29 protein-coding genes and 1 other RNA gene are annotated in these 25996 nt (G+C 66.1%); 21 read left to right on the top strand and 9 right to left on the bottom strand.

The features are described 5' to 3' along the window. The 5 genes from GD628_RS16650 to recR all read left to right on the top strand — a co-directional run. A partial coding sequence (locus GD628_RS16650) for a hypothetical protein (protein WP_226802369.1) occupies nt 1–235 on the top strand: 235 nt, incomplete at its 5' end. Between the two features lie 460 nt (nt 236–695). After that, entirely contained in the window at nt 696–890 is a 195-nt protein-coding gene (locus GD628_RS06970; RefSeq protein WP_152274193.1) for a hypothetical protein, read from the top strand. A gap of 19 nt (nt 891–909) precedes the next feature. Further along, nucleotides 910–1005, top strand: an RNA gene (gene ffs / locus GD628_RS06965) — signal recognition particle sRNA small type. Between the two features lie 78 nt (nt 1006–1083). After that, a complete protein-coding gene (locus GD628_RS06960) occupies nt 1084–4617 on the top strand; it encodes a DNA polymerase III subunit gamma and tau (RefSeq protein WP_152274192.1) in 3534 nt (1177 codons plus the stop codon). Nucleotides 4618–4664: 47 nt separating this feature from the next. Continuing rightward, a complete protein-coding gene (gene recR / locus GD628_RS06955; protein WP_055240637.1) occupies nt 4665–5261 on the top strand; it encodes a recombination mediator RecR in 597 nt (198 codons plus the stop codon). A gap of 9 nt (nt 5262–5270) precedes the next feature. On the opposite strand, the gene GD628_RS06950 is transcribed toward recR, so the two are convergent. Continuing rightward, nucleotides 5271–6341: an ABC transporter permease gene (locus GD628_RS06950; RefSeq protein WP_152274191.1), complete on the bottom strand. Its 1071-nt coding sequence runs from the start codon at nt 6339–6341 to the stop codon at nt 5271–5273. Further along, nucleotides 6338–7288 (bottom strand): ABC transporter ATP-binding protein, encoded by a 951-nt coding sequence (locus GD628_RS06945; protein ID WP_152274190.1) that lies wholly within the window; start codon nt 7286–7288, stop codon nt 6338–6340. Before GD628_RS06945 ends, GD628_RS06950 begins: the two co-directional genes overlap by 4 nt. 247 nt (nt 7289–7535) lie before the next feature. On the opposite strand from GD628_RS06945, the gene GD628_RS06940 reads away from it, so the two are divergent. Further along, complete coding sequence (locus tag GD628_RS06940) at nt 7536–8822, top strand: aspartate kinase (protein ID WP_091600678.1); 1287 nt, start codon at nt 7536–7538, stop codon at nt 8820–8822. Between the two features lie 66 nt (nt 8823–8888). Here the strand turns inward: GD628_RS06940 and GD628_RS06935 are convergent, their stop codons facing one another. Together GD628_RS06935 and GD628_RS06930 are read right to left on the bottom strand one after the other, a co-directional pair. Beyond that, the gene (locus GD628_RS06935; protein WP_152274189.1) at nt 8889–9119 is read right to left on the bottom strand and encodes a hypothetical protein; all 231 of its coding nucleotides are present in this window, start codon (nt 9117–9119) and stop codon (nt 8889–8891) included. An 81-nt stretch (nt 9120–9200) separates the two neighbouring features. Beyond that, nucleotides 9201–9416 carry a hypothetical protein gene (locus tag GD628_RS06930; protein ID WP_091600680.1) on the bottom strand — a complete coding sequence of 72 codons (216 nt, stop codon included), beginning with the start codon at nt 9414–9416 and terminating at the stop codon, nt 9201–9203. Nucleotides 9417–9490: 74 nt separating this feature from the next. On the opposite strand from GD628_RS06930, the gene GD628_RS06925 reads away from it, so the two are divergent. The 5 genes from GD628_RS06925 (at nt 9491) to GD628_RS06905 (ending at nt 14187) form a co-directional block, all read left to right on the top strand. After that, nucleotides 9491–9952, top strand: a complete 462-nt coding sequence (locus GD628_RS06925; RefSeq protein ID WP_152274188.1) for a MarR family winged helix-turn-helix transcriptional regulator — start codon at nt 9491–9493, stop codon at nt 9950–9952. A 161-nt stretch (nt 9953–10113) separates the two neighbouring features. After that, entirely contained in the window at nt 10114–12147 is a 2034-nt protein-coding gene (locus GD628_RS06920) for a BCCT family transporter (RefSeq protein WP_226802368.1), read from the top strand. Between the two features lie 33 nt (nt 12148–12180). Further along, a complete protein-coding gene (locus tag GD628_RS06915; RefSeq protein WP_420837566.1) occupies nt 12181–13164 on the top strand; it encodes a 3-methyladenine DNA glycosylase in 984 nt (327 codons plus the stop codon). Beyond that, nucleotides 13101–13625: an SRPBCC domain-containing protein gene (locus tag GD628_RS06910; RefSeq protein WP_091600682.1), complete on the top strand. Its 525-nt coding sequence runs from the start codon at nt 13101–13103 to the stop codon at nt 13623–13625. The genes GD628_RS06915 and GD628_RS06910 overlap by 64 nt, the downstream gene beginning before the upstream one ends. A gap of 67 nt (nt 13626–13692) precedes the next feature. Then, a complete protein-coding gene (locus GD628_RS06905; RefSeq protein WP_091600683.1) occupies nt 13693–14187 on the top strand; it encodes a hypothetical protein in 495 nt (164 codons plus the stop codon). Here the strand turns inward: GD628_RS06905 and GD628_RS06900 are convergent. Further along, entirely contained in the window at nt 14150–14665 is a 516-nt protein-coding gene (locus GD628_RS06900; protein WP_226802366.1) for a DUF4442 domain-containing protein, read from the bottom strand. The genes GD628_RS06905 and GD628_RS06900 overlap by 38 nt on opposite strands. Before the next feature lie 142 nt (nt 14666–14807). Here GD628_RS06900 and GD628_RS06895 point away from each other — a divergent pair, with 142 nt between their 5' ends. The 7 genes from GD628_RS06895 to purL all read left to right on the top strand — a co-directional run bounded on the left by GD628_RS06895 (nt 14808) and on the right by purL (nt 21051). Next, the gene (locus tag GD628_RS06895; RefSeq protein ID WP_091600684.1) at nt 14808–15233 is read left to right on the top strand and encodes a hypothetical protein; all 426 of its coding nucleotides are present in this window, start codon (nt 14808–14810) and stop codon (nt 15231–15233) included. A 79-nt stretch (nt 15234–15312) separates the two neighbouring features. Continuing rightward, nucleotides 15313–16092 (top strand): amino acid ABC transporter substrate-binding protein, encoded by a 780-nt coding sequence (locus GD628_RS06890; protein ID WP_091600685.1) that lies wholly within the window; start codon nt 15313–15315, stop codon nt 16090–16092. 8 nt (nt 16093–16100) lie between these two features. Further along, nucleotides 16101–16769, top strand: coding sequence for an amino acid ABC transporter permease (locus tag GD628_RS06885; protein ID WP_152274187.1), 669 nt, complete (start codon nt 16101–16103; stop codon nt 16767–16769). Continuing rightward, nucleotides 16756–17529, top strand: coding sequence for an amino acid ABC transporter ATP-binding protein (locus tag GD628_RS06880; RefSeq protein WP_091600687.1), 774 nt, complete (start codon nt 16756–16758; stop codon nt 17527–17529). The genes GD628_RS06885 and GD628_RS06880 overlap by 14 nt, the downstream gene beginning before the upstream one ends. A gap of 182 nt (nt 17530–17711) precedes the next feature. Continuing rightward, nucleotides 17712–17966, top strand: coding sequence for a phosphoribosylformylglycinamidine synthase subunit PurS (gene purS / locus GD628_RS06875; RefSeq protein ID WP_091600688.1), 255 nt, complete (start codon nt 17712–17714; stop codon nt 17964–17966). A gap of 2 nt (nt 17967–17968) precedes the next feature. Continuing rightward, nucleotides 17969–18742 (top strand): phosphoribosylformylglycinamidine synthase subunit PurQ, encoded by a 774-nt coding sequence (purQ, locus tag GD628_RS06870; RefSeq protein ID WP_152274186.1) that lies wholly within the window; start codon nt 17969–17971, stop codon nt 18740–18742. Then, nucleotides 18742–21051 carry a phosphoribosylformylglycinamidine synthase subunit PurL gene (gene purL, locus GD628_RS06865; protein ID WP_152274185.1) on the top strand — a complete coding sequence of 770 codons (2310 nt, stop codon included), beginning with the start codon at nt 18742–18744 and terminating at the stop codon, nt 21049–21051. Before purQ ends, purL begins: the two co-directional genes overlap by 1 nt. Before the next feature lie 102 nt (nt 21052–21153). On the opposite strand, the gene GD628_RS06860 is transcribed toward purL, so the two are convergent. Further along, nucleotides 21154–22116 carry an endonuclease domain-containing protein gene (locus tag GD628_RS06860; protein ID WP_226802365.1) on the bottom strand — a complete coding sequence of 321 codons (963 nt, stop codon included), beginning with the start codon at nt 22114–22116 and terminating at the stop codon, nt 21154–21156. 130 nt (nt 22117–22246) lie between these two features. Between GD628_RS06860 and GD628_RS06855 the strand changes: the two genes are divergently transcribed. Together GD628_RS06855 and GD628_RS06850 are read left to right on the top strand one after the other, a co-directional pair. Further along, the gene (locus tag GD628_RS06855; protein WP_193313207.1) at nt 22247–22783 is read left to right on the top strand and encodes a GNAT family N-acetyltransferase; all 537 of its coding nucleotides are present in this window, start codon (nt 22247–22249) and stop codon (nt 22781–22783) included. Between the two features lie 38 nt (nt 22784–22821). After that, nucleotides 22822–23262: a hypothetical protein gene (locus GD628_RS06850; RefSeq protein WP_152274183.1), complete on the top strand. Its 441-nt coding sequence runs from the start codon at nt 22822–22824 to the stop codon at nt 23260–23262. Here GD628_RS06850 and GD628_RS06845 read toward each other — a convergent pair. Continuing rightward, nucleotides 23198–23776, bottom strand: a complete 579-nt coding sequence (locus tag GD628_RS06845; RefSeq protein ID WP_226802364.1) for a DUF1990 family protein — start codon at nt 23774–23776, stop codon at nt 23198–23200. The two genes, GD628_RS06850 and GD628_RS06845, sit on opposite strands and share 65 nt — an antisense overlap. Beyond that, the gene (locus GD628_RS06840; RefSeq protein ID WP_091600694.1) at nt 23773–24165 is read right to left on the bottom strand and encodes an MmcQ/YjbR family DNA-binding protein; all 393 of its coding nucleotides are present in this window, start codon (nt 24163–24165) and stop codon (nt 23773–23775) included. The genes GD628_RS06845 and GD628_RS06840 overlap by 4 nt, the downstream gene beginning before the upstream one ends. A 129-nt stretch (nt 24166–24294) precedes the next feature. Here GD628_RS06840 and GD628_RS06835 point away from each other — a divergent pair, with 129 nt between their 5' ends. After that, nucleotides 24295–25116 carry a DUF1206 domain-containing protein gene (locus GD628_RS06835; RefSeq protein WP_152274182.1) on the top strand — a complete coding sequence of 274 codons (822 nt, stop codon included), beginning with the start codon at nt 24295–24297 and terminating at the stop codon, nt 25114–25116. On the opposite strand, the gene GD628_RS06830 is transcribed toward GD628_RS06835, so the two are convergent. Further along, nucleotides 25113–25988: a MetQ/NlpA family ABC transporter substrate-binding protein gene (locus tag GD628_RS06830; protein ID WP_226802363.1), complete on the bottom strand. Its 876-nt coding sequence runs from the start codon at nt 25986–25988 to the stop codon at nt 25113–25115. The genes GD628_RS06835 and GD628_RS06830 overlap by 4 nt on opposite strands. Between the last annotated feature and the right edge of the window lie 8 nt (nt 25989–25996).

The following is a 25996-nucleotide window of genomic DNA, read 5'->3' as shown; positions in this document are numbered from 1 at the left end:
ACCCACGGGGTGGGCGGGACAGCCAATTCAACCAATTAAAATAATCGGTATCAATAAACTTGGCACACTATTGAGTTCTCAAACAACAGGCACATCCGGTCTACTCGGAAAACCATTCCCTCAAGGAGAATATTTGTTTTCTTTTCGCACCGCTGTGTGTTTTACCAGCATATTCCATCCGGACCGTTTTAGCAATTCGGTGAATTCCGTGGAATTCCATCCAAACCGGCTGTAAAAGCCCTTCCGGACCCAGCATCCAGTCCCCGGTTTCCCGCCGGCACACAAGGCGCGCAGCAGATCAACCATCGATTGAAAGTTGGGGTTTGGCCGCCATGCTTCAGGCGCTTCGTGAGCGTCCCGGCTGCGGCGACTCAGAAAACATTACAGGTCCACGGGCAGCTGTGCAAATCGGGATTGCGTGTCCTGTGACACTCCCGAATTCATCACCAAACTGATGAAAATCCCCGCCCGTTCCGCGCCTGCAGCGCATCTCCCCGGCGGCCCCGGAAATCAGGGTGCTGCCTTTTCCTGGCTCCCTATATTTGCACGCCCACAGTGTCCGCTCCCCTCACTTCAGGACGGACGACTCTTACGGGCGAAACGCTTCGGCAGGTCCCCGTGGAAGAACGCGGCCGCCCCACCCATAACGCGGACTATCCAAAGGAGGCGCACCGCACCTTATATAGGTGGCACAAGTGGCCCCACATAAGGAACAGCAGGTACCCGCCGCCAGCCGGTCTACCGGACACCGCCACCAGACAGCCCGGGACTGGCTTCGGCACTGCCGTGAGCCGGAGCTCGGCGGCCTGCCGCCGCCGTCGTACGCCACCGTTTCGCCCGCAACAACCCGCACTGCCGCCGGCACCCGCCAGACCGGAAAGGGCACCTGAAAAATCGGGTAGACTTGTTCCCGGCCCCTCATGTGGTGTCATCCTGTGAACTCCCCCAGGACCGGAAGGTAGCAAGGGTAAGCGGGCTCTGGCAGGTGCATGGGGGGTCTTTAATTTATCCGGAAACAGCGGGGCCTCAGCCCGCCCCGGGCCCGGATGCGAACCGTCAGTGCCAACCGATAAGGTTCTATCTGTGAGTACAGCCCTTTACCGCCGCTACCGTCCCGAGAGCTTCGCGGACGTGATCGGACAGGAGCATGTCACCGAGCCGCTGATGGCGGCCCTCTCAAAGAACCGCGTCAACCACGCCTATCTCTTCTCGGGCCCGCGCGGCTGCGGCAAGACCACCTCCGCACGAATCCTGGCACGGTGCCTTAACTGCGCACAGGGGCCTACACCTACTCCCTGCGGCACCTGCGACAGCTGCGTTGAACTTGCCCGCAACGGTGCCGGCAGCCTCGACGTCATTGAAATCGATGCTGCCAGCCACGGCGGCGTAGACGATGCCCGCGACCTGCGAGAGCGGGCCACCTTCGCCCCCGTGCGGGACCGCTACAAGATCTTCATCATCGACGAGGCCCACATGGTCACGTCCGCCGGCTTCAACGCCCTGCTGAAGATTGTCGAAGAGCCGCCGGAACACATCAAGTTCATCTTCGCGACGACGGAACCGGACAAGGTCATTGGCACCATCCGCTCCCGCACCCACCACTACCCGTTCCGCCTCGTTCCGCCGGAGCCCCTGCTGGCGTACTTGGAAAAGCTCTGTGTCCAGGAAGGCGTGCCGGTTGCTCCGGGCGTGCTGTCCCTGGTGATCCGCGCCGGCGGCGGATCGGTTCGTGACTCCCTCTCCGTCCTGGACCAGCTGATGGCCGGTGCCGGGGAAACCGGTCTCGACTACGAGCTGGCCGTCAACCTCCTCGGCTACACCCACGTGGCACTGCTCGACGACGTTGTCGATGCCTTTGCTGCGGGCGACGCCGCCACCGTCTTCAGTGCCATTGACCGTGTCATCCAAACCGGGCAGGATCCGCGCCGCTTCGTGGAAGATCTCCTGGAACGGTTCCGGGACCTGATTGTGGTCAATGCAATGCCCGACGCCGCTGCCGCCGTCCTGCGCGGTGTGCCGGAAGACCAGATCAACCGCATGCGCACCCAGGCAGCACAGTTCGGTGGCGCGGAGCTGTCCCGCGCCGCGGACATCACCAATACCGCGCTGACCGAAATGACCGGCGCCACTTCACCCCGCCTGCACCTGGAATTGCTCTGCGCGCGGATCCTGCTTCCCGCAGCCGACCAGTCCGAACGCGGCACTGCCGCACGGGTAGACCGGATTGAGCGCCGCCTGAGTTACGCAGGCGACGCCGCTCCCGGGGCCTCAGCCAATCCGCAGCAGCGTGCCGCCCCGGCACCTCAGCAGAGCGCGGCGCCGGCCGCTTCGCAGGGCGCCGCCCAGGCGTCCGCACCGACGGCTCCGGTTCCCGGCTCTCCGTCCGCTGCCCCGGCTGCCGCCAACACCGCACCCGACGCCGCGTCCGCCACCAATGGCGCAGCGGACTGGGGCGGCACGTGGGCCACCCCCGCAGCTCCCACGGCCCCGGCAACGCCGTCACCGAACGCTGCATCCGGCTCTCCAGCTCCTGCCGGCGATTCAACGTCCGATACCGGTGCACCCTCCGCTGCCCCGTCCCGCACCTGGGACGATGTGTCCCGTGAGGCCGCTTCGCAGCAGCCGCAGGGGTCCGGAGCGCAGCCTGCCCAGCCGGAGCAGTCCGCCCAGCGGCACGAACCGAAGGTTGAAGCCGGACAGCAGCAGGGCCGCCCGGCCGGTCCCGTGCCGGATGCCGCTCCGTCAACCGCGGCAAACCCGCAGCCGAGTGCACCCGCAGCCCAGGCTGCAGTGCCGGCATCCGCTCCTGCACAAGCTCCGGTCCAGCCCGCAGCACCCGGTCCGCAGGACGGTGCCGCCGGCAATGGACAGGCGGCTCCTGCCGGAACGTCCGGACCCGGACAGGTGGAAATGATCCGCCGGGCATGGCCGGAGATCATGGACGCCCTGACCAGCATCCGCCGGGCGACGTGGCTCAACGTCAGCAAGAACGCTTCTCCGCGGTCCTTCGACGGCCGCGTGCTTGAACTCGCGTTCTCCAACCCCGGTGCGGCCACGAACTTTAACCGCCCGGATCACTTGGAGAACCTGCGCAAGGCCATCCATCAGGTCCTGGGCGTTGACTGCCAGGTCAACGCCGTGCATGACAGCTCCGCGTCAGCGGGTGAACCCGGCCCAAAAGCTGGTAGCCGGCTGACGCCGCCGGCACAGACTCCGGCACAGGCTTCCACTTCCTCGCAGTTCCCTGCGGCTCCCCCGGTTTCCGCAGCGGCGGGGCAGGCTCATCCGGCCGCAGCTCCGGCGTCCGCCGGACCTTCATCCGCCGGACCAGGCCGGTTCCCGGCGGCCCCTGTGTCGGGCGGTTCGACGGCGCCGGTGCCGCAGGATTCAAGCCTGCCGCCGGCCCCGGCACAGCAGGACAACCGTGCACACAAATCCGCCGCGGGCGCGCCCGCCCGCAGCGAAGGTGGCAGCGGAAACGGAAGCCCGACTGCCGCTGCATCCGCCTGGAACATCCCGCCTTCCGCCCCGGCACGAAGCGAACACGCAACCGCAGGAGCTGCTCCTTCAGCTCCGCAGGCACCTGCAGTCGAAACACGGACACAGACGCGTCCCGAGGCAGGCCCGCTGGATGGCCCGGCCAGCAACGGCGAAAGCCGCCCGGCAGAACCAGCAGCAGGCCCCGCCAACAGCCAGCCAGCCGTCACACGGAACACCGCACAGCAAGCACAGCAAGCACAGCGAACACAGCCGGCACCCCGGACGCAGACTCCTTCCACACCGCGCAGCGGTGCCCCGCTGCCCGAGGACTGGCCCCAGGAGCCCTCCGAGCCGGCCGACGTTCCGGAAAGCAATGCCTGGGAGACCGCAGCCGTTCCTGATGACATCCACGTCAGCAGCGCCGTCAGCGATGAGGAATGGGCCAGCACCAACTGGGCCGGAACCACGGCCACGCGCCCCGGCGCCGCCCCGGCAAGGGGGTCAGGCGTACCTCGATCTGGTTCCGGCACTCCCATCGACGGCTCGAGCCACGGCGGTTCGAACCAAGGCGGTTCCAACCCCGCCGGTTCCAACCCCGCCGGATCCGCCCGCGCCACGGCACCGCAGCCGGCGGCCCACGGCGCCTCGGCGTCGTACTCCGCCGTACACCCGGAAGCAGGAACCGCGGGCCAGACGGCACCCGGCGCGCACGCAGCCGGCCAAAACAGCAATGGCACCGTGCCCCCGGCAACCAGTCCGGCAACGGGTCCGGCAGCCGGCTCCGCACCGGCGGCGGGCGCAGCGTCTGCGGCAGCACCCGCAGGCGGCACCGCGGCACCCGGCACTTCGCAAGGCGCACCCGGCCAGGCCAGCCAGCCCGAGGTGCACCGCCAGCCTGCCGGCCAGAAACTCAGCCGCTACCAGCAGCTGCTCAACGAGGCGGCCCAGCGCGGCGGCACTGCGCCGTCCGCCGCGGCACGCGGCAAAGTAGACTTGGCCTACGTCGAGGACGTCCCCAGCGCCGATGATGTAACACTCGAAGATTCGGGACTGGTTGGCCGCAAGGCAATCGAACGGATCCTGGGCGGCCGGCTCATCGAGGAACGAAGCCTCGACGGCCACGGCGCCCACCGGTAGCCGGCAGCAGCCAACCGGAACAACAACTATTTCGCTAAGAAGGCCACGTGTACGAAGGTGCGGTTCAGGAACTGATCGACGAGTTGGGCCGCCTCCCCGGCGTGGGCCCCAAGTCGGCCCAGCGGATCGCGTTCCATATCCTCGAGTCAAATGCCGAGGACATGTCCCGGCTGGCTTCGGCCATTGTGACGGTCAAGGAAAAGGTGAAGTTCTGCCAGGTGTGCGGCAACGTCACTGAACAGGAAACCTGCAACATCTGCCGCGACCCGCGCCGCGACCCCACCATGATCTGCGTGGTGGAGGAGTCCAAGGACGTGATCGCCGTCGAGCGCACCCGTTCCTTCCGCGGCCGCTACCACGTGCTGGGCGGGGCGATTAACCCCATTGCGGGCATCGGTCCGGATCAGCTGCGCATCCGTGAGCTGCTGAGCCGGCTCTCCGATGAGCAGATCAGCGAGATCATCATCGCCACCGACCCGAACCTGGAAGGCGAGGCCACGGCCACCTATCTGGTTCGTATGCTGAAGACCCTCGGCATCACCGTCACGCGGCTGGCCTCCGGGCTTCCGGTGGGCGGTGATCTTGAATACGCAGATGAGATCACGCTGGGCCGCGCCTTCGAGGGACGCCGCAGTCTCAGCTAAGACTCGCTGCTAGGCGATCCGGGTGCCGGCCGCCAGCCGCCGGGCAGGCGTGCGCAGCCGGCGCCAGGCCAGCACCAGTGCCAGTGCCGCACCCGCGAACTGCACGGTGAGTCCCAGCGGCCAGATGGGGAACAACGACGCCGGCACATCGTCAGCGCGCGGCTCACCGTTGATGCACTCCGGTCCGCTGGCTGCGGCCCCTGCCTGGGCATACCGGACTGCCTGGCCAATGCCCTCCAGCGGGCCTCCGCTCAAGTTGTCTTCTGAGTACGGGAGGGCGTCGGCCAGGACCACGAAGGGGTTGGCCGCCAGCAGCCAGGCGGTGCGGTCCGTGTGGTAGACGTCCGTTTCAAAGAGCGGCCCCATGCAGGTGAATTCGGCTTCGGCGCCTGACGGCTGGAGGTAGGCGCTGCCCTTCCACTGCGGCACGTTGGCTTCAACGGTTCCGCGCACCAGGGGTGTGCTCAGTCCAAAGGCGATCACCGTGCCAATCGACAGCAGTGCAACCAGCATGTAGGTCACAACGATTGAAAACAGCGGCCGGTTGGCGAGGGTGGATACCGCCACCCCCAGCGCGCAGACCACCCCGAGCTCAACGCCGAGCATCAGGATGGAAACTGCGGCAATGGCCGGATCCACCCCGCCGAGGGCCAGCGCCCACAACAGGAAAGGAACGCTGGCCGCCAAAAACCCGAGCGAAGCAACCCATGACGCCAGCCATTTGCCGGCCAGCAGCTGCCCCGGGCGCAGCAGCGTCACCTGCAGGACCGCGAGTGTTCCGGCAGCCCTGTCACCGTTCACCGCGTTTGCAGATAAGGCAGGTGCCACCAGCAGCGCGAACAACAGGACAAAGGCGACCATCAGTTCGAAGAGCACCTGTCCGGCATCGGTCTGCTGGTCAGTCACCCAGGCCGTAAAGGCCGCCACCAGGCCGATCACCACAAACCAGACTCCCAGCAGGATGTACCAGCCGCGGGAGCGCAGGCGCTGCTTCATTTCAAGACCGAAGACCGTGCCAATGCCCTTGAAGTAACCGAGCCCGGGGGACGGCGTGGACTGCGGACTGAGTGCTGTGCTCATGGCTTCTCGCCCTCCAGGCTCATGTACGTCTCTTCCAGTGCGCCGGAGGCCGGGGCGAAGGCGCAGACCCCCACACCGGACTCCACCAGGTACCCCAGCACTTCAGCGGCCTGCTCCTCGCCGCCCAGCTGCACCCGCACGTGACTGCGCCGGGTTCCCTCGCCCACAGCCGCCGCGAGGCCCTGCGCTTCCAGTGCCCGCAGCAGCGCGCCGGTATCCCGCGCGCTGACGGCGTACCAGCGAAGCTGCGTGCCGACGTCGTCCAGGCTCTGCGTCTTGACCGTCTGCCCGCCGGAGACGAACACGGCGCGGTCCGCCATCTCATCGAGCTCGGAGAGCACATGGGAAGAGACCAGGATGGTCTTGCCGGCCGCCGCCAGAGGCCGGAGCAGCAGCCGCAGCTCCACCCGGGATCCCGGATCCAGTCCGGAAGCGGGTTCGTCCAGCAGGAGAACTGCCGGGTCGTGGATGAGCGCACGGGCCAGGCTCAGGCGCTGCTGCTGTCCACGGGAAAAGACGCGTGCCGGCTTGTCCGCAAAGTCTGAAAGACGCACTTCGGCGAGGAGCTCACCTGCCCGCTGCGCGGCGGCGTCGGGGACCATGCCGTACAGCTTGCCCATGGTCACCAGGATTTCGGTGGCGGTCAGTGAATCCCAGACTCCAAGGGTGTCCGGCATCCAGCCAACGGAGCGGCGCACGGCCACAGGATCCTGCAACGGGTCCGCACCGCCGATTCGGATGCTCCCGGAGTCCGGCGCCAGGAGGGACGCCAGCATCAGCAGCAGGGTCGTCTTGCCGGACCCGTTAGGACCTATCAGCGCGGTGACAGCCCCGGGCGGCGCCTCGAACGTCATGCCGCGCACAGCTTGCACCGTGCCGAAGCTGCGGGTAACGCCGTCGACGGAAATGCCGCCGCGTCCAGTAGTCCGCTGTTCAGTAGTCCCCATCGGGCCACCATATAGTCCGTCGCCGCTACCCGACCCCGCCTGCGGATACGTGTCGCGCCGCGTACCGGGCAGCTTTTCCACCCCGTCTTCGTTAAGACCAGGTTGAGCGTTATTTCGGTGCCGCAGCGGTCCGGCTATAGACTTTGAAGGTTGGCCGCCGCCGTGCGGTCCCCACGAACATTTAGTGCCGCAGCGGCCCCAGCGCCGCCGGGCAGCAACTTGGAAGAGTTCCAGAGAGCGTGTACGCATGAGCCTGATAGTGCAGAAATTCGGCGGATCCTCCGTATCGGACGCCGAAGGCATCAAGCGCGTCGCCAAGCGCGTAGTGGATACCCAGAGGGCCGGAAACGACGTCATTGTGGTGGTCTCCGCCATGGGCGACAGCACCGATGAACTGCTGGACCTCGCCGGACAAATCACCACCGGGGCCTACCCGCGTGAGATGGACATGCTGCTGAGCTCCGGCGAACGCATCTCCATGGCACTGCTGGCCATGGCGATCAACGAACTCGGTGCCTCAGCCCAGTCCTTCACCGGCAGCCAGGCCGGCATGATCACCGACGCCATCCATGGCAAGGCCCGGATCATCGACGTCTCACCGCACCGGATCAAGACGGCGATCGAAAAGGGCGATGTCGCGATCGTCGCGGGCTTCCAGGGCATGAGCCGGGACAGCCACGACATCACCACCCTGGGCCGCGGCGGTTCGGACACCACCGCAGTCGCGCTCGCAGCAGCGCTCGACGCCGATGTGTGCGAGATCTACACCGACGTTGACGGGGTCTACACCGCAGACCCCCGAGTGGCTCCCTCGGCGCAGAAGATCGACAAGATCTCCAGCGAGGAAATGCTGGAAATGGCAGCATCCGGTGCGAAGATCCTGCACCTGCGCTGCGTTGAGTACGCCCGCCGCTTCGGAGTTCCGCTGCACGTGCGGTCCTCCTTCAGCCAGCACGAGGGGACCTGGGTACTGCCCAGCCCGGATGACAAGATCAAGATTCAAGAGGGAGAACCCTTGGAACAGCCCATCATTTCCGGCGTCGCGCATGACCGCTCCGAAGCCAAGCTCACCGTCGTCGGCGTTCCGGACATCCCCGGCAAGGCCGCGGAGATCTTCGGCATCGTCGCCGGCGCCAACACGAACATCGACATGATCGTGCAGAACGTCTCCACGAAGGGCTCCGGCCGGACGGACATTTCCTTCACCCTGCCGATCATCGACGGCCAGGCCGCCATGGCAGCCCTGAACGCCGCCAAGGCCGAGGTTGGCTTTGACAGCATCGACTACGACGAGCAGATCGGCAAGCTTTCCCTCATCGGCGCCGGCATGCGCTCCAACCCGGGCGTCTCGCACCGGTTCTTCGAAGCACTGCATCTGGCCGGCGTGAACATCGACATGATCTCCACCTCGGAGATCCGCATCTCCGTGGTCACCAGCGCTTCCAAGCTGGACGACGCGGTCCGTGCGGTCCACGCCGCGTTTGGGCTCGACGGCGAAGCCGAGGCTACCGTCTACGGCGGCACCGGCCGCTAACCGCAGCTTCCAGCCAGGGGCGTCCGGGAAACCGGGCGCCCCTTTTGCATGGTTCCAGCGGGCCGGTCAGTACAGGTGCTCGCGGAACAGGGGTGCGTGGAAGTAGTCCTGGTACACCACCGGCTCGGCAGGCTCGCGGTGTGGTTTGCCGTTCACATACTCCCGGTCCACTCCGTAGCGGTGCCCTTCGCTGTCTATTTCAACAACGTAGTCGGGCAGTTCGGACTGTGACTGCGGAATCTCGTCTTCGGGCAGCCGCGGCTCGCGGCCGCTGCCCGGATCCGGCATGGTTGCCATGTGGATCCCTCCTTTAAGGACCAACGCGGGTCCTTTCAGGATAGGTTTCCGGCACGGAAAAAGACCCGGCCGCGCGGAAAATCAGTCCTTTTTGCGGGGCAGGATGTAGCTGCTGCCGTCAGCGCGCTTGACGGTCTCCCACATGGCCTTCTCTTCGGCCTGCTGGGCTTCGAGCAGCCGCTTGTTCTCCTCGGTCATGTCATGGGTAAGGGAGGAGCTCTGGGCGGGGCCGAAGATGAGCCTCGCCTTGCCGGTTACGCGCATGAACTTGGCGGTGAAGCTTTCCCGAGCTGCCATGAAATGTCCCTTCCGAGGTGTTCCTGCGATCTATAGTACGCTAATTGTTAGTGCACTAAACATGAGGAGGCGCCATGGACCCGGTCGATGATGACCTGCTGCTGGAACACCAGCTCTGCTTCGCCCTGTCCGTCGCATCCCGCTCGGTTGTAGGCGCCTACCGCCCGGTCCTTGAGGACCTGGGCGTCACCCACCCGCAGTACCTCGTCCTGCTGGCGCTCTGGGAGCAAAGCCCCCGGACCGTGCGCAACCTGAGCGAAGCCCTCCTGATGGAACCTGCGACGCTCTCCCCCATGCTCAAGCGGATGGAAGGCGCAGGCCTGGTCTCACGCAACCGCGCACCGGACAATGACCGCGCCCTGGCCGTGGACCTGACCGAGCACGGACGCGCCCTGCGCCAAAAGGCCCTGGCCGTTCCCGGGGCCATGATGGAGCGGCTGCAGCTGAGCCGGGCGGAAGTTCTGGAGCTCAACGCATCCATGCGGCGCCTGATCGAGGCAACCCAGGGGTCATTGGGGCCGAATAACGCTAATTAGATAAATTCGCGCGTAAAAGGCAACAACCAGATAACAATTGAAGTGTGGTATATAAGTCAGCTTATTGCCGCAAATAGCAGGACTTTTTCGGCGTATTCTTCTTCGCGTCCCAAAACGCACCCCATGGGCGGCAGCGCGTCCGCCCCAAGGAGAAGAAACCTGTGGATACACCGCCCTCATCGAGGCAGACACCGCCCTCCGGACCGCCCGAAGACGGCGCCCCGGACATTCCCGGCCGCCGTAAAGGCAATGGGCCGCCCAAGGCATCCCTGGGCCAGCGGGCCGCGCGTGCTCTGCGGAGGGACAAGAAGCCTTATCCGCACGACACCCACCCCGGCCTGGTTCCCGGAATCGCCGTGGATGACCAGCGCGTCCGCTACCGGACGGACCCCCTGGTCTTCGGCGTCGCAGCAGTGCTGGTCCTCGCGTTCGTCGCGTGGGGCGTCTTCTCCACCGAGTCCCTAAAGTCTGTCTCCGACCTAGCGCTCAGCTGGGTGGTCAAGAATACCGGCTGGCTGTTCAGCTCCCTGCTGGTGGTGGTCCTGGTGTTCATGCTGTTCATCGGGTTCAGCCGCTACGGCAAGATCCCCCTGGGCGTGGACGGCGAGAAGCCGGAGTACTCCAAGTTTTCCTGGGTCGCCATGATGTTTTCCGCCGGCGTGGGCATTGGGCTGTTCTTTTTCGGACCATACGAGCCGCTGACCTACTACATGACTCCTGCACCCGGCGAGGCCTTGCCTGAAACCACGGAGGCCCTTCACAAATCCATGGCACAGACCTACTTCCACTGGGGCTTCAACGCCTGGGCCATCTACGCACTGGTGGGCGCGGCTGTGGCGTACGGTTCCTACCGCCGCGGCAGGGTTCCGCTGATGAGCACCATTTTCACTCCGCTGCTCGGCCGGAGGCGGACCGAAGGAGCCGCCGGACGCCTGATCGACATGTTCGCAATCGTCGCCACCCTGTTCGGCACCGCGGCATCCCTGGGCATCGGCGCGCTGCAGATTGGCCGCGGCGTGGAGATCGTCGGTGGCATTGGCCAGCTGCCCAACGCCGCCCTGATCGGCATCATCGCCATCCTCACCGCTGCGTTCATTGCGTCCGCCGTCTCCGGCGTCAGCCGCGGCATCCGCATGCTCTCCAACGTCAACATGTCCCTGACCATCGCCCTGGTGGCCTTCATCTTCCTGACCGGCCCCACACTGTTCCTGCTGAACCTGATTCCCGCCTCCATCACGGAGTACCTCTCCGAGCTCCTGCACCTGATGAGCAAAGGACCTTCCTGGGGCGCCGAGGCAGCAGACTTCTCCGCCAACTGGACTGTCTTCTACTGGGCCTGGTGGATCTCCTGGTCCCCGTTCGTTGGCATCTTCCTGGCCCGAATCTCCCGCGGCCGGACGCTGCGCGAATACGTGCAGTACGTCCTGGTAGTGCCCACCCTCGTATGTGTCCTCGCATTCGGCATCTTTGGCGGCACGACGATCTGGATGCGGATGCAGGGCGCGGACATTTCCGCCGAAAGCGCCCCGGAAGCCCTGTTCTTCCAGATGCTGGACCAGCTGCCGCTGAGCTCCATCACCCCGCTGCTTGCGATGTTCTGCGTTGCCATCTTCTTCATCACGTCTGCCGACTCGGCATCACTCGTCATGGGAAGCCTGTCCCAGCGCGGCAAGCCGCGGCCGGACCGGAAGGTTACGGTTTTCTGGGGCCTGGCCATGATGGGCATCGCCGTGGTCATGCTCCTGGTGGGCGGCAACGAGGCGCTGTCCGGCCTTCAAAACCTGATCATCGTTTCTGCGCTGCCGTTCGCGGTCATCCTGGCGCTGATGATGGTCGCCTTCACCCGGGACCTGCAGACCGACCCGCTCATCATCCGCCGGGAGTACGCAACGGCTGCCCTGGAACAGGCCGTGCGGACCGGCATCGATGAACACGGAGACGACTTCGCCATTGCGGTGAAAAAGGCTCCGCAGGGGCAGGGCGCCGGAGCCGACTTCGACTCCCATGACAAGACAGTCACTGACTGGTACCAGCGCAGGGACGAAGACGGAAAACCCGTGGATTATGACTACGAATCCGGAGAATATGCCGACGGCTGGACCCCGGAGGACGCAGACGAAGGAACCGGCGAAGAACCGGACCGGGATAAGGACAGCGGCCTGTCTCCCGATCCACAGCCTTCGCCGGTCCGCTAGGCGGCTGGGCAGCACGGCGGGATAATGGAAGGCGTGAGCTTTCCTAACCCCGCCGTGCTGTCCGAGGATGAGTGGCTCCCCCGCCAGGCCGCTTACCAGGACCGGGTGCGCCCGTTCACGGAAGGTTTCCTCCGCCGGCGTTCCGCTGGGCAGAAACACCCGGTGGAGGATTTCCTCTTCACCTACTACTCCCTGAAGCCCGGCCAGCTGATGCGCTGGCACCCAGGTGCCGGCGTCGTCCTCACCGGGCCCGCAGCGGCGGAGCGGACGGACTGGAAGTTCTACCGCACGCTGACGCCAGGGGAACGCACAGCGGCCGGGCTGAACCCGGAGATCCCGGCGGTCACGGTGGATGTGGGCGCATTTGCCGCAGCCCGCGGCACGGCGGCCGGGTTCACCCGAATGCTGCTTTCCCGCACAGCCGCCCGCAAACCGTCGCTTGGCTGCTTCGGCATGCACGAGTGGGCCATGGCCTACAAGTCGGAAGTCAACGGAATCCGGCATGAATACCTCGGCCTGCGGCTCGGTGCCCAGGGCACGAATGAGCTGGTCGAGAACAGCAGGATCCGCTGCACCCACTTCGACGCATTCCGCTTCTACGCGCCGGAGGCAGTGGGGCTCAATGAGCTGATCCCCACGCGGGAGAACCAGCGGGACCTGGAACAGCCCGGATGCCTGCACGCCAACATGGATCTCTACAAGTGGGCCTACAAGCTGACCCCGCTGCTGCCCGGGGACCTGGTGATGGACTGCTTCGAACTGGCCTGGCGGATCCGCGAGATGGACATGCGCGCGTCGCCGTACGATCTGCAGGACTGGGGGTATGAACCCATCCAGGTAGAGACTCCAGCGGGACGGGCGGCGTACGCTTCCTTCCAGCGCGGTTTCACCGAGGAATCGCAGCAGCTGCGGGCCCGGATTCTGGGCCTGCTTGATCCGTTCCAGGAGCAGCTATGCAGCCCGAACCCACAGGCCGGGTCCACCGAACCGGAGAAGACTCCTATGACCTGGTCCTGACCCGCCGCCTCGCCGGCAGTCCCCGGGAGGTCTGGGCCAGCTTTGCGGACGCCGGCCAGGCGTCCGCGTGGATCGGACGCTGGGACGGCACCCCCGAACCGGGATCAGGCTTCGGCTTCCAAATGCTTTACGAAGAGGGGCAGCCAACCAGCCAGGCGCGGCTCGCCGAGTGCGTTCCGCGGGAGCGGCTGCGTGTGCTCATGGAGGACGACGGCGGCAGCTGGGACCTGGAAGTGCGGCTCCGGGACGACGACGGCGGCACCCGCCTGGAGTTCACCCAGCACTTGGCTGATCCCGCCCCCGCAGAAGACACCGGCCCCGGCTGGGAGTACTACCTTGACCGGCTTGAGGCTGCCCGCAGCGGCGGAGCACAGCCGGAATTCGACCAGCGTTACCTGGACCAGGGTTCCTACTACGCGGCCCAGGCCCGGGACGCGGCCGCCGCGCCGCCGCCCGCCTGATCCTGCGCCCGCCTCACCTCCCGGGCGGCTAGGCTGTAGCCCAACCGACTCCGGAAGGTCACGCCACATGCCGAACCGCCTGCCCCGCACCGTCCTGGCCTTTGCTGCTGCCGCGCTTCTGCTCGCAGGGTGCGCCGATTCGACTCCCGGCACCTCGCCGTCGTCATCCGAGCCCGCGTCCTCACCGGCCAGTTCCGCGGCCACCTCACCTGCCGCACCCGCCGCTGCAACGTCGCTGAGCGTTGAGCTGATGGCCGACGGCGAAGCCGTCACGGACAGCTGGACCCTTGAATGCGACGGCGCCAATCCGGTTGGCGAATCCGGTGCCCCTGATCCCGCGGCGGCGTGCTCCGCCCTCGCCGAAGGCGGAACCGGACTCTTCGCGGAACCGGGCAGTGACGTCGCGTGCACCATGCAGTACGGCGGACCGCAGCGGGCTACGGTGAGCGGCACCGTGGACGGGAAAGCGGTGGAGGCTGAGTTTGCGGCGTCGGACGGCTGCCAGATCAGCCGCTGGGAAGCGCTTAGCGGACTGCTTGGTCCGGCGACGGCAGCGATGTAGCACTGCCGGGCACCGGCAGGTCCCGCTTGCGCCGCAGGTAGACCTGCTTACGGACCCGGGCCACGACGTCGCCGGTTGAATCCCGGACCTCGACAGTGAACCACTCCAGCACCTTGGCGCCGCCGGACGCGGCCTTCCGCAGCCGCTCAATGTCCGCCTCCGTGATGGCGAAGTGCGCCACCACGTCTCCCCTGCCCGGCTTGATGAAGTCGATCTCGGCCGCGCGGTCCCAGATGACGTTCTCCTTGCCCAGGTGCCGCAGCAGCAGCATCATCCAGAATGGATCCGTCATGGCGAAGAGACTCCCGCCAAACAGCACCCCCGCAACGTTGCGGTTCCACCAGCGCAGACGCAGCCGGACCGTGGCGGAGAGGAAGTCCTCCGGCAGGTCCGTGATCTTGATCCCGGAGAAGAGGAAGGGCGGCCAGATGTTCATGGAGCGCCGGACAATGCCCGGGCGGGCAGCAACGAGTTTCACCGCTCCACTGTACCGACTGTGATTCAGGCCATTCCGGCTTCCATAGTAAGCACCCTTAGGTCTATTATTGAATCAGCTTGCTTACTATCCATGTACGGACCGCGCTTTGACAGGCGCGCCGGGCTTGACCGGAGGAACCAGATTGTCGATCGAAGCAACACCCGAAGACCCGCAGTGCCCCGCAGTTACGGGCGCGCAGGCACCCGCCGAGTACGTGCCGTGGTGCTCGTACTGCGGCACCGATGAGTTCCTGATCATCGAATCCGTTGAGCCGTCCAGGACCGCCGATGCCGCCGAGTTCCTGGAAATCAGCTACACCTGCGGCGAGTGCGACCGTTTTTACGGCCACCCCGTGCGCCACTCACCGCTGTGGGCCCGCCGGGCCGTCACCGAGCAGGCAGAGACCGAATACCTGCACTGCGGCGAGCCGATGAAGCCGAAGGACACCCGCATGGTGTCCCTCTCCGAACCGCTCAGCACGGATCCGGATGCCGACACCGGGGACGTACGCCTGGAAATCAACATCCTGCGCTGCACGTGCGGGTTCCAGATCGAGCTGCCGGCGTAACAGCCGGCACCAGGGAGCGCTTCCGGACTCACCGGGGGCGCTCCTGCTGTTTCCAGCCGGTGCAACCAAGGAGGCCACCATGCAAAGATTCAAGGCCGCTGCTGCCGCAGCCGCCGCGGTCTTCTTCCTTGCAGCCTGCACTCCGGGCGCTGCCACCAGCCTCGAGGCCGTCCAGGACCAGGGGACGCTCACCATCGGCACCGAAGGCACCTACCGGCCCTTCAGCTTCCACGAAGACGGCGTTGGGGACCTGACCGGGTACGACGTCGAGATCGCCAGGGCCGTCGCAGGCAAACTCGGAGTGGAGGCCCGGTTTGGGGAAGCCCCGTGGGATGCGCTCTTCGCCGGACTGAACGCGGGGCGTTTCGCCATGGTCGCCAACCAGGTTTCAATTACGCCGGAACGTGTGGACTCTTACGAGTTCTCGGACCCCTACACCGTGAGTCCCGGCGTCGTCGTGGTTCCCAAGGGCGACACTTCCATCACGTCCTTCGCCGACCTGGCAGGAAAGACGACGGCACAGTCCCTGTCCAGCAACTGGTACGTCCTGGCGCAGGAAAACGGCGCCAGTGTTGAGGCAGTCGAGGGGTGGGCCCAGTCCGTCTCCCTCCTGGAACAGGGGCGGGTCGATGCGACGGTCAATGACCGCCTGACCTTCCTCGACTACATCCTGCAGAGACCGGACGCGCCAATTCAGGTCGCTGCCGAAACCGATGACCCGGCGCTCATGGCTTTTGCCTTCACCAAAGGCAACACTGAACTGCGCAATGCCGTCAACCAAGCCTTGAAGGAACTGCGTGAGGACGGCACGCTGGCAGAGATCTCCAACAAATACTTCGGCGAAGACGTTTCGCAGTAAGGACCGCCGTGGACCAGCCGACGTGGGACCTCATCACCGCTTCCTTCCTGCCCCTGCTCACCGGGGCGGTCACCGGGACCATCCCCCTTGCCCTGATCTCCTTCGCCGTCGGCCTGGTGCTGGCCCTGGGCGTCGCGCTGATGCGGCTGTCCAAAATCCGGCTGGTGTCCTGGATCGGGCGGGCCTACGTGTCCGTCATCCGCGGCACACCGCTGCTGGTCCAGCTGTTCGTCATCTTTTACGGCCTGCCTTCCATCGGAGTCCTGGTCGACCCGTGGCCCAGCGCCATCATCGCGTTCTCCCTGAATGTGGGCGGGTATGCCGCCGAAGTGATCCGGGCAGCGATCCTCTCCGTGCCGCGCGGCCAGTGGGAAGCCGCGTACACCATCCGGATGTCTCCGGCGCAGACGCTGATCCGGGTGATCCTCCCGCAGGCCGCCCGGGTTTCGGTCCCCCCGCTGTCCAACACCTTCATCAGCCTGGTCAAGGACACCTCCCTGGCGTCCCTGATCCTGGTCACGGAGCTCTTCCGGCGGGCCCAGGAGATTGCGGCATTCAGCCAGGAGTTCATGGTTATCTACATTGAAGCTGCGCTCATCTACTGGCTTATCTGCGTTGTGCTCTCAACCGGGCAGTCGGCGCTGGAGAGGAGGCTCGACCGCCATGTCGCAACCTGAGGACGGTAACGCCCCGGTTCTAAGTGTCCGGGACCTGCACAAACGGTTCGGAAGCGTTGAGGTGCTTCAGGGCATCGATCTTGAGATTCCGCGCGGCCAGGTCGTGGCGCTGATCGGCCCCAGCGGATCGGGAAAGACCACCGTGCTGCGCTGCCTCAACGGCCTGGAGGTTCCCGATTCGGGAACCGTGCAGTTCGACGGCGGCGACACCGTGGACTTCGCCGCGAAACCTCCGCGGCCGGTGGTCTCCGGCCTGCGCGAGCACAGCGCGATGGTGTTCCAGCACTACAACCTGTTTCCGCACCGGACCGTATTGGAGAACGTTCTCGAGGGACCGGTTCGGGTGCAGCGCCGTCCCAGGGACGAGGCTACGGCGGACGCGATGTCACTGCTCGGCCGGGTTGGACTGGCGGACAAGGCCGGGGCCTATCCCAACGAACTTTCCGGCGGGCAGCAGCAGCGGGTGGGGATTGTGCGGGCACTGGCGCTGAAGCCGCGGCTGCTGCTCTTCGACGAGCCCACCTCTGCGCTGGACCCTGAGCTGGTGGGTGACGTGCTTGAAACCATCCGGGAGCTGGCGGCTGAAGGCTGGACCATGCTCCTGGTGACGCATGAGCTGCGCTTCGCCCGGGACGTGGCCGACTCGGTGGTGTTCATGGACGGCGGGGTGGTGGTTGAGTCCGGGCCCCCGTCCGAGGTGCTGGAAGCACCGCGGCAGGAACGTACCCGTGCCTTCGTCCAGCGCCTCCTGAACCACTAGCCCCTCGCCAACCCTCCCACCAAATCGAGATGGCAGAAAGTGCTCGTTTCAGCCCTGAAACGAGCACTTTCTGCTATCTCGGCGTACCACCGTAGAATGAAGGAGCAAGCTCGCGGAGCGCTGAATCAGCGTGAGACGGCACGGTCCGCGGCCACCCCTTTTCACTCACAGGAGTTACCCCGATGCCCCGGATCGTTGTTGACGTCATGCCCAAGCCCGAGATCCTCGATCCGCAGGGCAAGGCCATTGCCGGCGCCCTTCCCCGACTGGGCCTGAACGGCTTCACCGGGGTCCGCCAGGGCAAGCGCTTCGAACTCACCGTTGACGGCGACGTCACCCCCGAAATCCTCGAGCAGGCCCGCACCGCGGCAGCCACTCTGCTCTCCAACCCCGTCATTGAAGACGTCACCCGCGTCGAAGTTATTTCGGAGGCTTAGTCTTGAGCACCCCGCTGATCGGCGACTACTCCGCCGCGCCCGAGGACGCTGCCCTGCGCGCCGTCCTCGTTGGCGTCATCACTTTCCCCGGCACGCTTGACGACCGCGACGCCGCACGCGCCGTGCGCCTGGCCGGCGGCACCGCCGTCGAACTCTGGCACGGAGACGCGAACCTGCACGACGTTGACGCCGTCATCATCCCCGGTGGATTCTCCTACGGTGATTACCTGCGCGCCGGAGCGATTTCCCGCTTCGCGCCGCTGATGGAAAAGGTTGTGGACGCCTCCAAGGGCGGCATGCCCGTCCTCGGCATCTGCAACGGCTTCCAGATCCTCACCGAGGCGCACCTGCTGCCGGGGTCGATGATCAAGAACGACCACCTGAAGTTCATGTGCCGGGACCAGCTGCTCCGTGTGGAGAACAACTCCACCGCCTGGACCTCCGCCTACGGGCAGGGCGAAGGCATGGTCATCCCGCTGAAGAACCAGGACGGCCAGTACGTCGCCGACGAAAAGACCCTGGACGAGCTCGAAGGCGAAGGCCGCGTGGTCTTCCGCTACGACGGCTTCAACCCGAACGGCTCACGCCGTGACATCGCCGGCATCACCAACGCCGCCGGCAACGTCGTCGGCCTGATGCCGCACCCCGAGCACGCCGTGGAAGCCGGCTTCGGCCCGGATTCTTCCGCAGGAGGCGACGTTGCCCTGGGCGGCGGCACCGACGGAATCGGCATCTTCACCTCAGTACTCACCTCGCTCGTTGCCGGAGGCAAATAATGACCGCGTCTGCTAACTCCACTGCCGAGCAGAAGAAGTTCAACATCGACACCGTTGAGCATGCGGCGTCCACCCCGGGCACCCCGCTGCCCTGGGCCGAACTGGGCCTGAAGGAGGACGAATACAACCGCGTCGTCGAAATCCTGGGCCGCCGCCCCACTGCCGCGGAGCTGGCGATGTACTCGGTCATGTGGTCCGAGCACTGCTCCTACAAGTCCTCCAAGGTGCATCTGAAGCAGTTCGGTGACAAGGTCACCGAGAAGATGAAGGAACACCTGCTGGTTGGCATCGGCGAGAACGCCGGCGTGGTGGACATCGGTGAGGGCTGGGCGGTGACCTTCAAGGTCGAATCCCACAACCACCCGTCCTTCGTGGAGCCCTACCAGGGCGCCGCGACCGGCGTCGGCGGCATTGTCCGCGACATCATCTCCATGGGCGCCCGCCCGGTGGCCGTGATGGATCCGCTGCGCTTCGGTGCGATCGACCACCCGGACACCGCCCGCCTGGTGCACGGCATCGTCTCCGGCATCGGCGGCTACGGCAACTCCCTGGGCCTGCCCAACATCGGCGGTGAAGTTGTTTTCGACTCCGTCTACCAGGGCAACCCGCTGGTCAACGCGCTGGCCGTGGGCGTCATGCGGCACGAGGACATCCGTCTGGCCAACGCCTCCGGCGCCGGCAACAAGGTGGTCCTGTTCGGTGCGCGCACCGGCGGCGACGGCATTGGCGGCGCCTCCGTGCTGGCCTCCGAGTCCTTCGACGACGCCAAGCCCTCCAAGCGCCCCGCGGTGCAGGTGGGCGACCCCTTCGCCGAGAAGGTGCTCATCGAGTGCTGCCTGGAACTGTTCAAGGCCTCCGTGGTCGAAGGCATCCAGGACCTCGGCGCCGCCGGCATCTCCTGCGCGACGTCGGAACTCGCCTCCAACGGCGACGGCGGCATGCATGTTGAGCTCACCAAGGTTCTGCTCCGCGACCCGTCCCTGACCCCGGGCGAAATCCTGATGTCCGAGTCGCAGGAACGCATGATGGCCGTCGTGACGCCGGAGAACGTGGAAGCGTTCGAGGCGATCATGGACAAGTGGAACGTCGAATACTCCTGGCTCGGCGAAGTCACCGGCACCGGCCGCCTGATCATCGACTGGGACGGCGAAACGATCGTCGACGTCGATCCGCGCACCGTCGCCCACGAGGGCCCGGTCTACAACCGTCCGTTCCACCGCCCCGAGTGGCTCGACGGCGTGCAGTCCGATTCCTTCTCCGCGGAGCGCCCGTTCGGCGGCGAAGCCGTGAAGCAGGCCGTACTGGACCTGATGGCGTCCCCGAACATGTGCGACAAGTCCTGGGTCACCAACCAGTACGACCGCTATGTGCAGGGCAACACGGCCCTGGCCATGCCCGACGACGCCGGCGTGATCCGCGTGGACGAGGAAACCGGCCTGGGCGTTGCAATCTCCACCGACGCCAACGGCCGCTACACCTACCTGAATCCCTACGAGGGCGCCAAGTTGGCCCTGGCCGAGTCCTACCGCAACGTCGCCACCTCCGGTGCGCGCCCGATGGCCGTCACCGACTGCCTGAACTTCGGCTCCCCCGAGGATCCCGAGGTCATGTGGCAGTTCGCCGAGGCCGTCCGCGGCCTGGCCGACGGCTGCCAGGAGCTCGGCGTGCCCGTCACGGGCGGCAACGTTTCGCTCTACAACCAGACCGGCGGCGTCGCCATCCATCCCACCCCCGTGGTGGGCGTGCTCGGCGTGTTCGACGACGTTGCCCGCCGCACGCCGTCGGGCTGGCGCGAGGATGGACAGGCCATCTACCTGATGGGCGTCACCCGCGACGAGCTGGACGGCTCCGAGTTCGCCAACCTGCGCGGACATCTGGGCGGCCAGCCGCCGAAGGTGGACCTGCAGGCCGAGAAGCTGCTGGGCGACCTGCTCATCAATGCCTCCCGGGACGGCATGATCGACTCAGCGCACGACCTCTCCGAGGGCGGCCTCGCCGCCGCACTGTCCGAGATGGCGCTGCGTTTCGGCGTCGGCGCCCGGATCGGCCTGGACGAAGTTGCCGAGCGCGACGGCGTGGACCTGTTCACGCTGCTGTTCTCCGAGTCCCAGGCACGCGCCGTCGTCTCCGTGGCCCGCAGCGAGGAGGTCCGGTTCAAGGACATGTGCAGCGCCCGCGGCTTCGCACACTCCCGGATCGGCGTCGTGGATACCGAGATTGGTGCACTGGATTTCCAGGGCCACTTTGTCCTGCCGCTGGATGAGCTGAAGGAAGCACACGAGGGGACCCTGCCGAAGCACTTCGGCTAATCCCCCCATCCCCTCCGAACCCATCGAGAGGCCAGTTACGGCTCGTTTGAAGCGTCATACGAGCCGTAACTGGCCTCTCGTTGTCCGGTTTGCGGCACAGAATCATGCCGCCGGACGGTCAGCACGCCAGCCAGCCGCCCACAGAGCAGCGCGAACCTTTTCCACCGCCGGCTGCGCGCCGTCGACCATATGCCGCCGGGAGATTCGCACCTCGGTCCAGCCCAGGGCGCGGGTCCGCTCTTCGCGGCTGATGTCCCGTGCCGCCTGTTCCGGGTCCGAATGACCGGCGCCCTCATACTGGACCGCCACCCGGTACTTGGGGTATCCAAGATCCGGCTCATGGTGCAGGACGCCGTCCGCGTCCACTATGGGGACGTTGACTTCCGGCTCGGGTAGTCCTGCTGCGCCAAGCGCCAGCCGCAGCAGGGTTTCCGGCGGGGAATCTGCACCCACCCTGCTCAGCCGCAGAGCCTCACGCGCGGTCCGGATTCCGCGCTGGCCCGGGTGCAGTCCGATGATCGCATCCAGTTCCTCCTGCGTGGCGTAGGGGTCAGTCCGGCCTTCGTACAACTGCCGGGGAATCCGGATCAAGTGATCCGTTATCACGGTGAGGTGCTCCACAGCGAGCTCTTTCGACAGGTCCAGCCAGGTTCTCACCCGGGAGGTGAGGACCAGGCCCTCCAGCGTGGTCACCTCTCCGGGAAGCAGCCGGGATCGGTGCCCGACGACGCCCGCCCTCCGAGGGCGGGACAGCCCAGCTGGACGAGTTATGTGCAATTCAGACGCCTGATCTTGACGCAGTGGAAGCGGGAATCCCCAAGCTTCTGCGGCAGTGAAGTAGGAAGCCACGGAGAACGACGTCACACGTGTGTAGGCCGCTGCCCGTTCCGGGATCGTGAGCTCGATCGGGGACTGGTCTTGCCTGTCCAGCGCCCGGATGGCGCGGCTGATCCGCCGGATCCGAACGTGGCGCAGCCGTTCTCTGCTCACTCCGAGGGCATCGGAGTCGTAGACAGTGAATAGTCGCTGACCGAGTATGCCGGGCATTTCCTGTGGGGTTCGCATGCCAGCATTATGGGACAGCACGTAAGACGGCCGTGCCATTTATCCACACCGCCATCGAGAGGCCATTTACGGCTCGTTTGAGGGCTCAAAAGAGCCGTAAATGGCCTCTCGATGGGGGAGAATATCTTCCGTGAGCACTTTCTCGACGGAGCAGACGCCGGCCGGCACCCTGCTGACTGACCGGCTTGAACTTGCCGAAATGACCGCAGCGGAAGTCGATGCCCTGATAGTGGGCGACCGGTGCGAACACTGGGCACCCGATTTCCCCCAGCTGGTGGACGAAGACGCCGCCCAGCAGTACTTCCAGGCCGGGCTGCTGGGCCCCCGGGCCGGCACCTTCGGCGCCCGGATCATCCGTGAACACCAGGGTCCGGCCATCGGAACCATCGGGTTCCTCGGCCCTCCCGTCGACGGAATCGTGGAGGTCACGTACAACATTGCCCCGTCCCGCCGGGGACTGGGTTTCGCCACGGAAGCCCTCATAGCCCTCAGCCGCTTCGCGCTCGAACAGCCGGGCGTGGAACGCGTGGTGGCCTACACCGACGAGGCGAACGAAGCATCAATGTCCCTGCTGCTCACCGCCGGCTTTATGCCGTCCGACTCCACCGGACCGGACCTGGCTTTCGTCCTCCACAGCACGTCGCAGCTGCCCGACGGCGATTCCTGAGCTGGTAGGGTCGGCTCAGCTTTCGAAGGGGGCCGAAAATGACTGCACCTGCACGCAGCAGCAGACGCGCGCTGCTGCTTCTTGGGTTACTGCTGCTTCTCATGGGAACGGTGTCCGTGGCGGTGAACCTTCCCTACCTGCCCGACGGCGGTGGCTACGATGCCGCGGTTCCCTGGATCGCGGCGGGGTGCGGTGTCTTCGGCATTGCGGGCAGTATCTGGTGCCTGGTGCAGTACCGGCGGGGCCCCGAGTCCACAGGACTTCTGCTGCGGGGCGGCGGCAGCCGGATGTTCAGTGCAATCATGCTGGGCGTCTGCGTCGTCCTGCTCCTGGTGGGACTCGCCCTTGACCAGCCGACCATCAGCTCCGGACTGCCCTCGCTGCTGGCCTTCAACTTCACCCGCAGCCTCTTTGCTACCGAGTCGCCGCAGGACTTCCCCCGGCAAGACGCCGGGCAGCCCGGAAATAGCGTCGGGTAATGAGCTCCTGCGTCCACCGGGTCACCGGACTGCCCAGAGTCATGATCCAGTTGGCGGGACGGCTGTAGGCGGCGACCCGGAAGAGCAGCTGCCCGTCCGCCGTGAGTTCCGCGTAGAAGCCCTCCTCTCCGGCCACCGGATGCCCCCGCAGCGTGCCGTAGCCAAAACCGGCGCGCTGCCCGGAAACCGGTACACCGCCGTCGAGCAGCGGTTCAGCACTCCACAACACCCGGCACGGCGCCCGCCAGCGCAGCCGGCCAAACCCCGTTCCCGAGGCCATTTCCACTCCTGCCGCAGCCCGCGGCGTGTCCGCAGCAACCCGCAGCCCTGAGCCCCGGTGCAGGTCCCAGTCCAGTACGCCGTCCGCCAACCGCAGGAAAGCCGCGGCCGGGTCCGGCACGTCCATCAGCTCGGACCGCAGCACCAGCCGGTAGCCCTCAGGCCACCCGGCCTCCAGCGGAGCCGGGTACGTGCGCTCAGTGAAGCCGGGATCCGGATAGGTCAGCGGGCTCACCCTTCGGCCAGGCCCTTCCAGGCCAGCGACTCGCGGTCCCGCCGCGGCAGGGACGCAACCACCAGGTCATAGGAGTCCTCCACGAGGTTCCGGACCAGTTCTTCCTCCAGCCCTCCTGTGAGGTCCAGCTGGTTCCAGTGCGTCTTGTTCATATGCCATGCCCCGGAAATCTCGGGGTGGGCCGCCCGCAGCTGCAGGGCCAGCTCGGGTTCGCATTTAAGGCTGACCATCAGCGGATCCGCCGCCAGCGTGCTCATGGCAAACATCTTCGCCGGCCGGGCCGGGCCGCCGGCACGCACCTTGAACACCGAGGTTTCCGGGCCGAAGGGAAAGTCTTCATATGATCCGGTCAGGGACAGGCAGTACTGCCTCAGCGATGCGGCGTCCATAACCCGACCTTAGCCCCGCGTAGGTCCCGGTGCATCACAGATGGCAGGATGGAAGCACATCACTAAGCACACGAACTATGCGGCTGCGCCCCCGGGCCAGCCGCCGGGGCGCTGGAGGAGACATTGGGCATGGAAGGCACACGCGGGGGCAGGGTTGCCCAGGCCGCAGGGCGGGCAGCCGACTCGAAGTCGTTCGAACGCGCGGCGCGCATGGGCTACGTGGCCAGCGGGCTGCTGCACGCGCTGATCGGCCTCATCGCGCTGCAGATCGCCGGAGGCGGCGGGGGCGACGCCGATTCATCCGGTGCCGTGGCAGCACTCGCGGACCAGCCGGGCGGCATCTTCCTGATCTGGGCCTGCTTCCTTGGCTGCCTCGCCCTGGCTCTGTTCCAGGCAACGCGCGTATTCCTGGATTCCGGCGAAGACCGCAAGGAGGTCTGGAAGAAGCGCGCCTCTGATGCCGGTTCGGCCGTGGTTTACGGAGCCATCGGCGTGAGCTTCGGCGTGTTCGCCCTGGGCGGCTCCAGCGACAGCGAGCAGAGCCAGGTCACCTGGACCGGCCGGGTGCTCAGCCAGCCGGCCGGGCAGTGGCTGGTGGGCCTCGCCGGAGCGGTGATCGCCGGAATCGGCATTTACTTCATCTTCAAGGGCGTGACCCGCAGGTTCCGCAATGACCTCAAGGCCGTTCCCGGCCGGACCTGGCAGCGCACGGCCACCACCACCGGGATCGCCGGGTTCGTGGCCAAGGGCGTCTCCCTGCTGATCCTCGGCGTACTGGTGATCGCCGCTGCCGTGACGGCGGATCCGGAAAAGTCCACCGGACTCGACGGCGCCCTGCGCGCCCTCCATGAGGCCCCGCTGGGCTGGCTGGTGCTGGGCGCCGTCGGCATTGGACTGATCTTCTACGGCCTGTACATGGCCCTGATCCGGGCCCGGTTCGGCAAACTCTAGGCCTGCCACCAGGAGTCGAGTTCCTCCAGCGGATCCGCGTCCCAGGGAGTGGGCAGTACACCGTCCAGGTAACCGGCGAACCACTCCCGGACTTCGGGTGACTGGTACGCCTCCTGCAGCGCACGCGCCTTCTCGGAGTCGGCGAATGCCGCCGTTCCGGCCACCACGCAGCGGAACGGAATCTGGTCCGCTTCCTTCTCAAAGGCCAGCGCGTCATCCGGGAACAGGCCGATCTCCGCAGCCAGCCGCACGAACAGGAACCCGGCGTCCACGTCAGGCAGCGTCTTGGACAGGGACTGCTGGTCAACCTCAACGAACTCGAAGTTCTTCGGGTTCGCCGTGATGCTTTCCTGTGACGTGTGGATCACGCCCACTCCGTCCTTGAGTTCCAACAACCCGGCGTCACGCAGCAGCACCAGCCCGCGCCCGTTGTTAGCCGGGTCCACCGGCAGGGCGATCCTGGCGCCGTCGGGCAGGTCCTGCAGGCTGGAGTAGCGCTTGGACCAGATCCCGGCCGGCGAACCGTAAACGTAGAACAGCGGCTGCACTTCGAGCTTCTGGTCCACGTTGAACTGCTGCAGGTACGCGCCGTGCTGGAAGTAGTTGGCATCGAATTCGCCGTTTGAAACCGCGAGGTTCGGCTGGATGATGTCCGTGACGTAGGTGGCTTCCAGCGTCCATCCCTTGGCCTTGAGCAGCTCGGCGGCGATTTTGGTGGGCTCCTGGTAGGGCGCCGATTCGGTGGCAATGATCTTGATGGTCTTGTCGCCCGACGCCGATGCCCCGCCGGTCAGGCCGCAGCCAGTGGCAGCGGCCAGTGAAGCGGTTCCGGCACCGGCAAGTGCGAGTTTGAGAAAGTTCCTGCGTTCCATGGGTATTC

Source organism: Arthrobacter koreensis, assembly GCF_009193255.1.
GTDB lineage: Bacteria > Actinomycetota > Actinomycetes > Actinomycetales > Micrococcaceae > Arthrobacter_B > Arthrobacter_B koreensis.
This window is presented reverse-complemented; position numbering and strand designations above follow the sequence as displayed.

Excerpts from the sequence above, each read along its gene's own strand:
- GD628_RS06950 (WP_152274191.1), bottom strand. The coding sequence starts at position 6,341 with ATGAGCACAGCACTCAGTCCGCAGTCCACGCCGTCCCCCGGGCTCGGT.
- GD628_RS06945 (WP_152274190.1), bottom strand. The coding sequence starts at position 7,288 with ATGGGGACTACTGAACAGCGGACTACTGGACGCGGCGGCATTTCCGTC.
- GD628_RS06940 (WP_091600678.1), top strand. The coding sequence starts at position 7,536 with ATGAGCCTGATAGTGCAGAAATTCGGCGGATCCTCCGTATCGGACGCC.
- GD628_RS06935 (WP_152274189.1), bottom strand. The coding sequence starts at position 9,119 with ATGGCAACCATGCCGGATCCGGGCAGCGGCCGCGAGCCGCGGCTGCCC.
- GD628_RS06930 (WP_091600680.1), bottom strand. The coding sequence starts at position 9,416 with ATGGCAGCTCGGGAAAGCTTCACCGCCAAGTTCATGCGCGTAACCGGC.
- GD628_RS06925 (WP_152274188.1), top strand. The coding sequence starts at position 9,491 with ATGGACCCGGTCGATGATGACCTGCTGCTGGAACACCAGCTCTGCTTC.
- GD628_RS06910 (WP_091600682.1), top strand. The coding sequence starts at position 13,101 with ATGCAGCCCGAACCCACAGGCCGGGTCCACCGAACCGGAGAAGACTCC.
- GD628_RS06905 (WP_091600683.1), top strand. The coding sequence starts at position 13,693 with ATGCCGAACCGCCTGCCCCGCACCGTCCTGGCCTTTGCTGCTGCCGCG.
- GD628_RS06890 (WP_091600685.1), top strand. The coding sequence starts at position 15,313 with ATGCAAAGATTCAAGGCCGCTGCTGCCGCAGCCGCCGCGGTCTTCTTC.
- GD628_RS06880 (WP_091600687.1), top strand. The coding sequence starts at position 16,756 with ATGTCGCAACCTGAGGACGGTAACGCCCCGGTTCTAAGTGTCCGGGAC.
- purS (WP_091600688.1), top strand. The coding sequence starts at position 17,712 with ATGCCCCGGATCGTTGTTGACGTCATGCCCAAGCCCGAGATCCTCGAT.
- purL (WP_152274185.1), top strand. The coding sequence starts at position 18,742 with ATGACCGCGTCTGCTAACTCCACTGCCGAGCAGAAGAAGTTCAACATC.
- GD628_RS06860 (WP_226802365.1), bottom strand. The coding sequence starts at position 22,116 with ATGCGAACCCCACAGGAAATGCCCGGCATACTCGGTCAGCGACTATTC.
- GD628_RS06850 (WP_152274183.1), top strand. The coding sequence starts at position 22,822 with ATGACTGCACCTGCACGCAGCAGCAGACGCGCGCTGCTGCTTCTTGGG.
- GD628_RS06840 (WP_091600694.1), bottom strand. The coding sequence starts at position 24,165 with ATGGACGCCGCATCGCTGAGGCAGTACTGCCTGTCCCTGACCGGATCA.
- GD628_RS06835 (WP_152274182.1), top strand. The coding sequence starts at position 24,295 with ATGGAAGGCACACGCGGGGGCAGGGTTGCCCAGGCCGCAGGGCGGGCA.
- GD628_RS06830 (WP_226802363.1), bottom strand. The coding sequence starts at position 25,988 with ATGGAACGCAGGAACTTTCTCAAACTCGCACTTGCCGGTGCCGGAACC.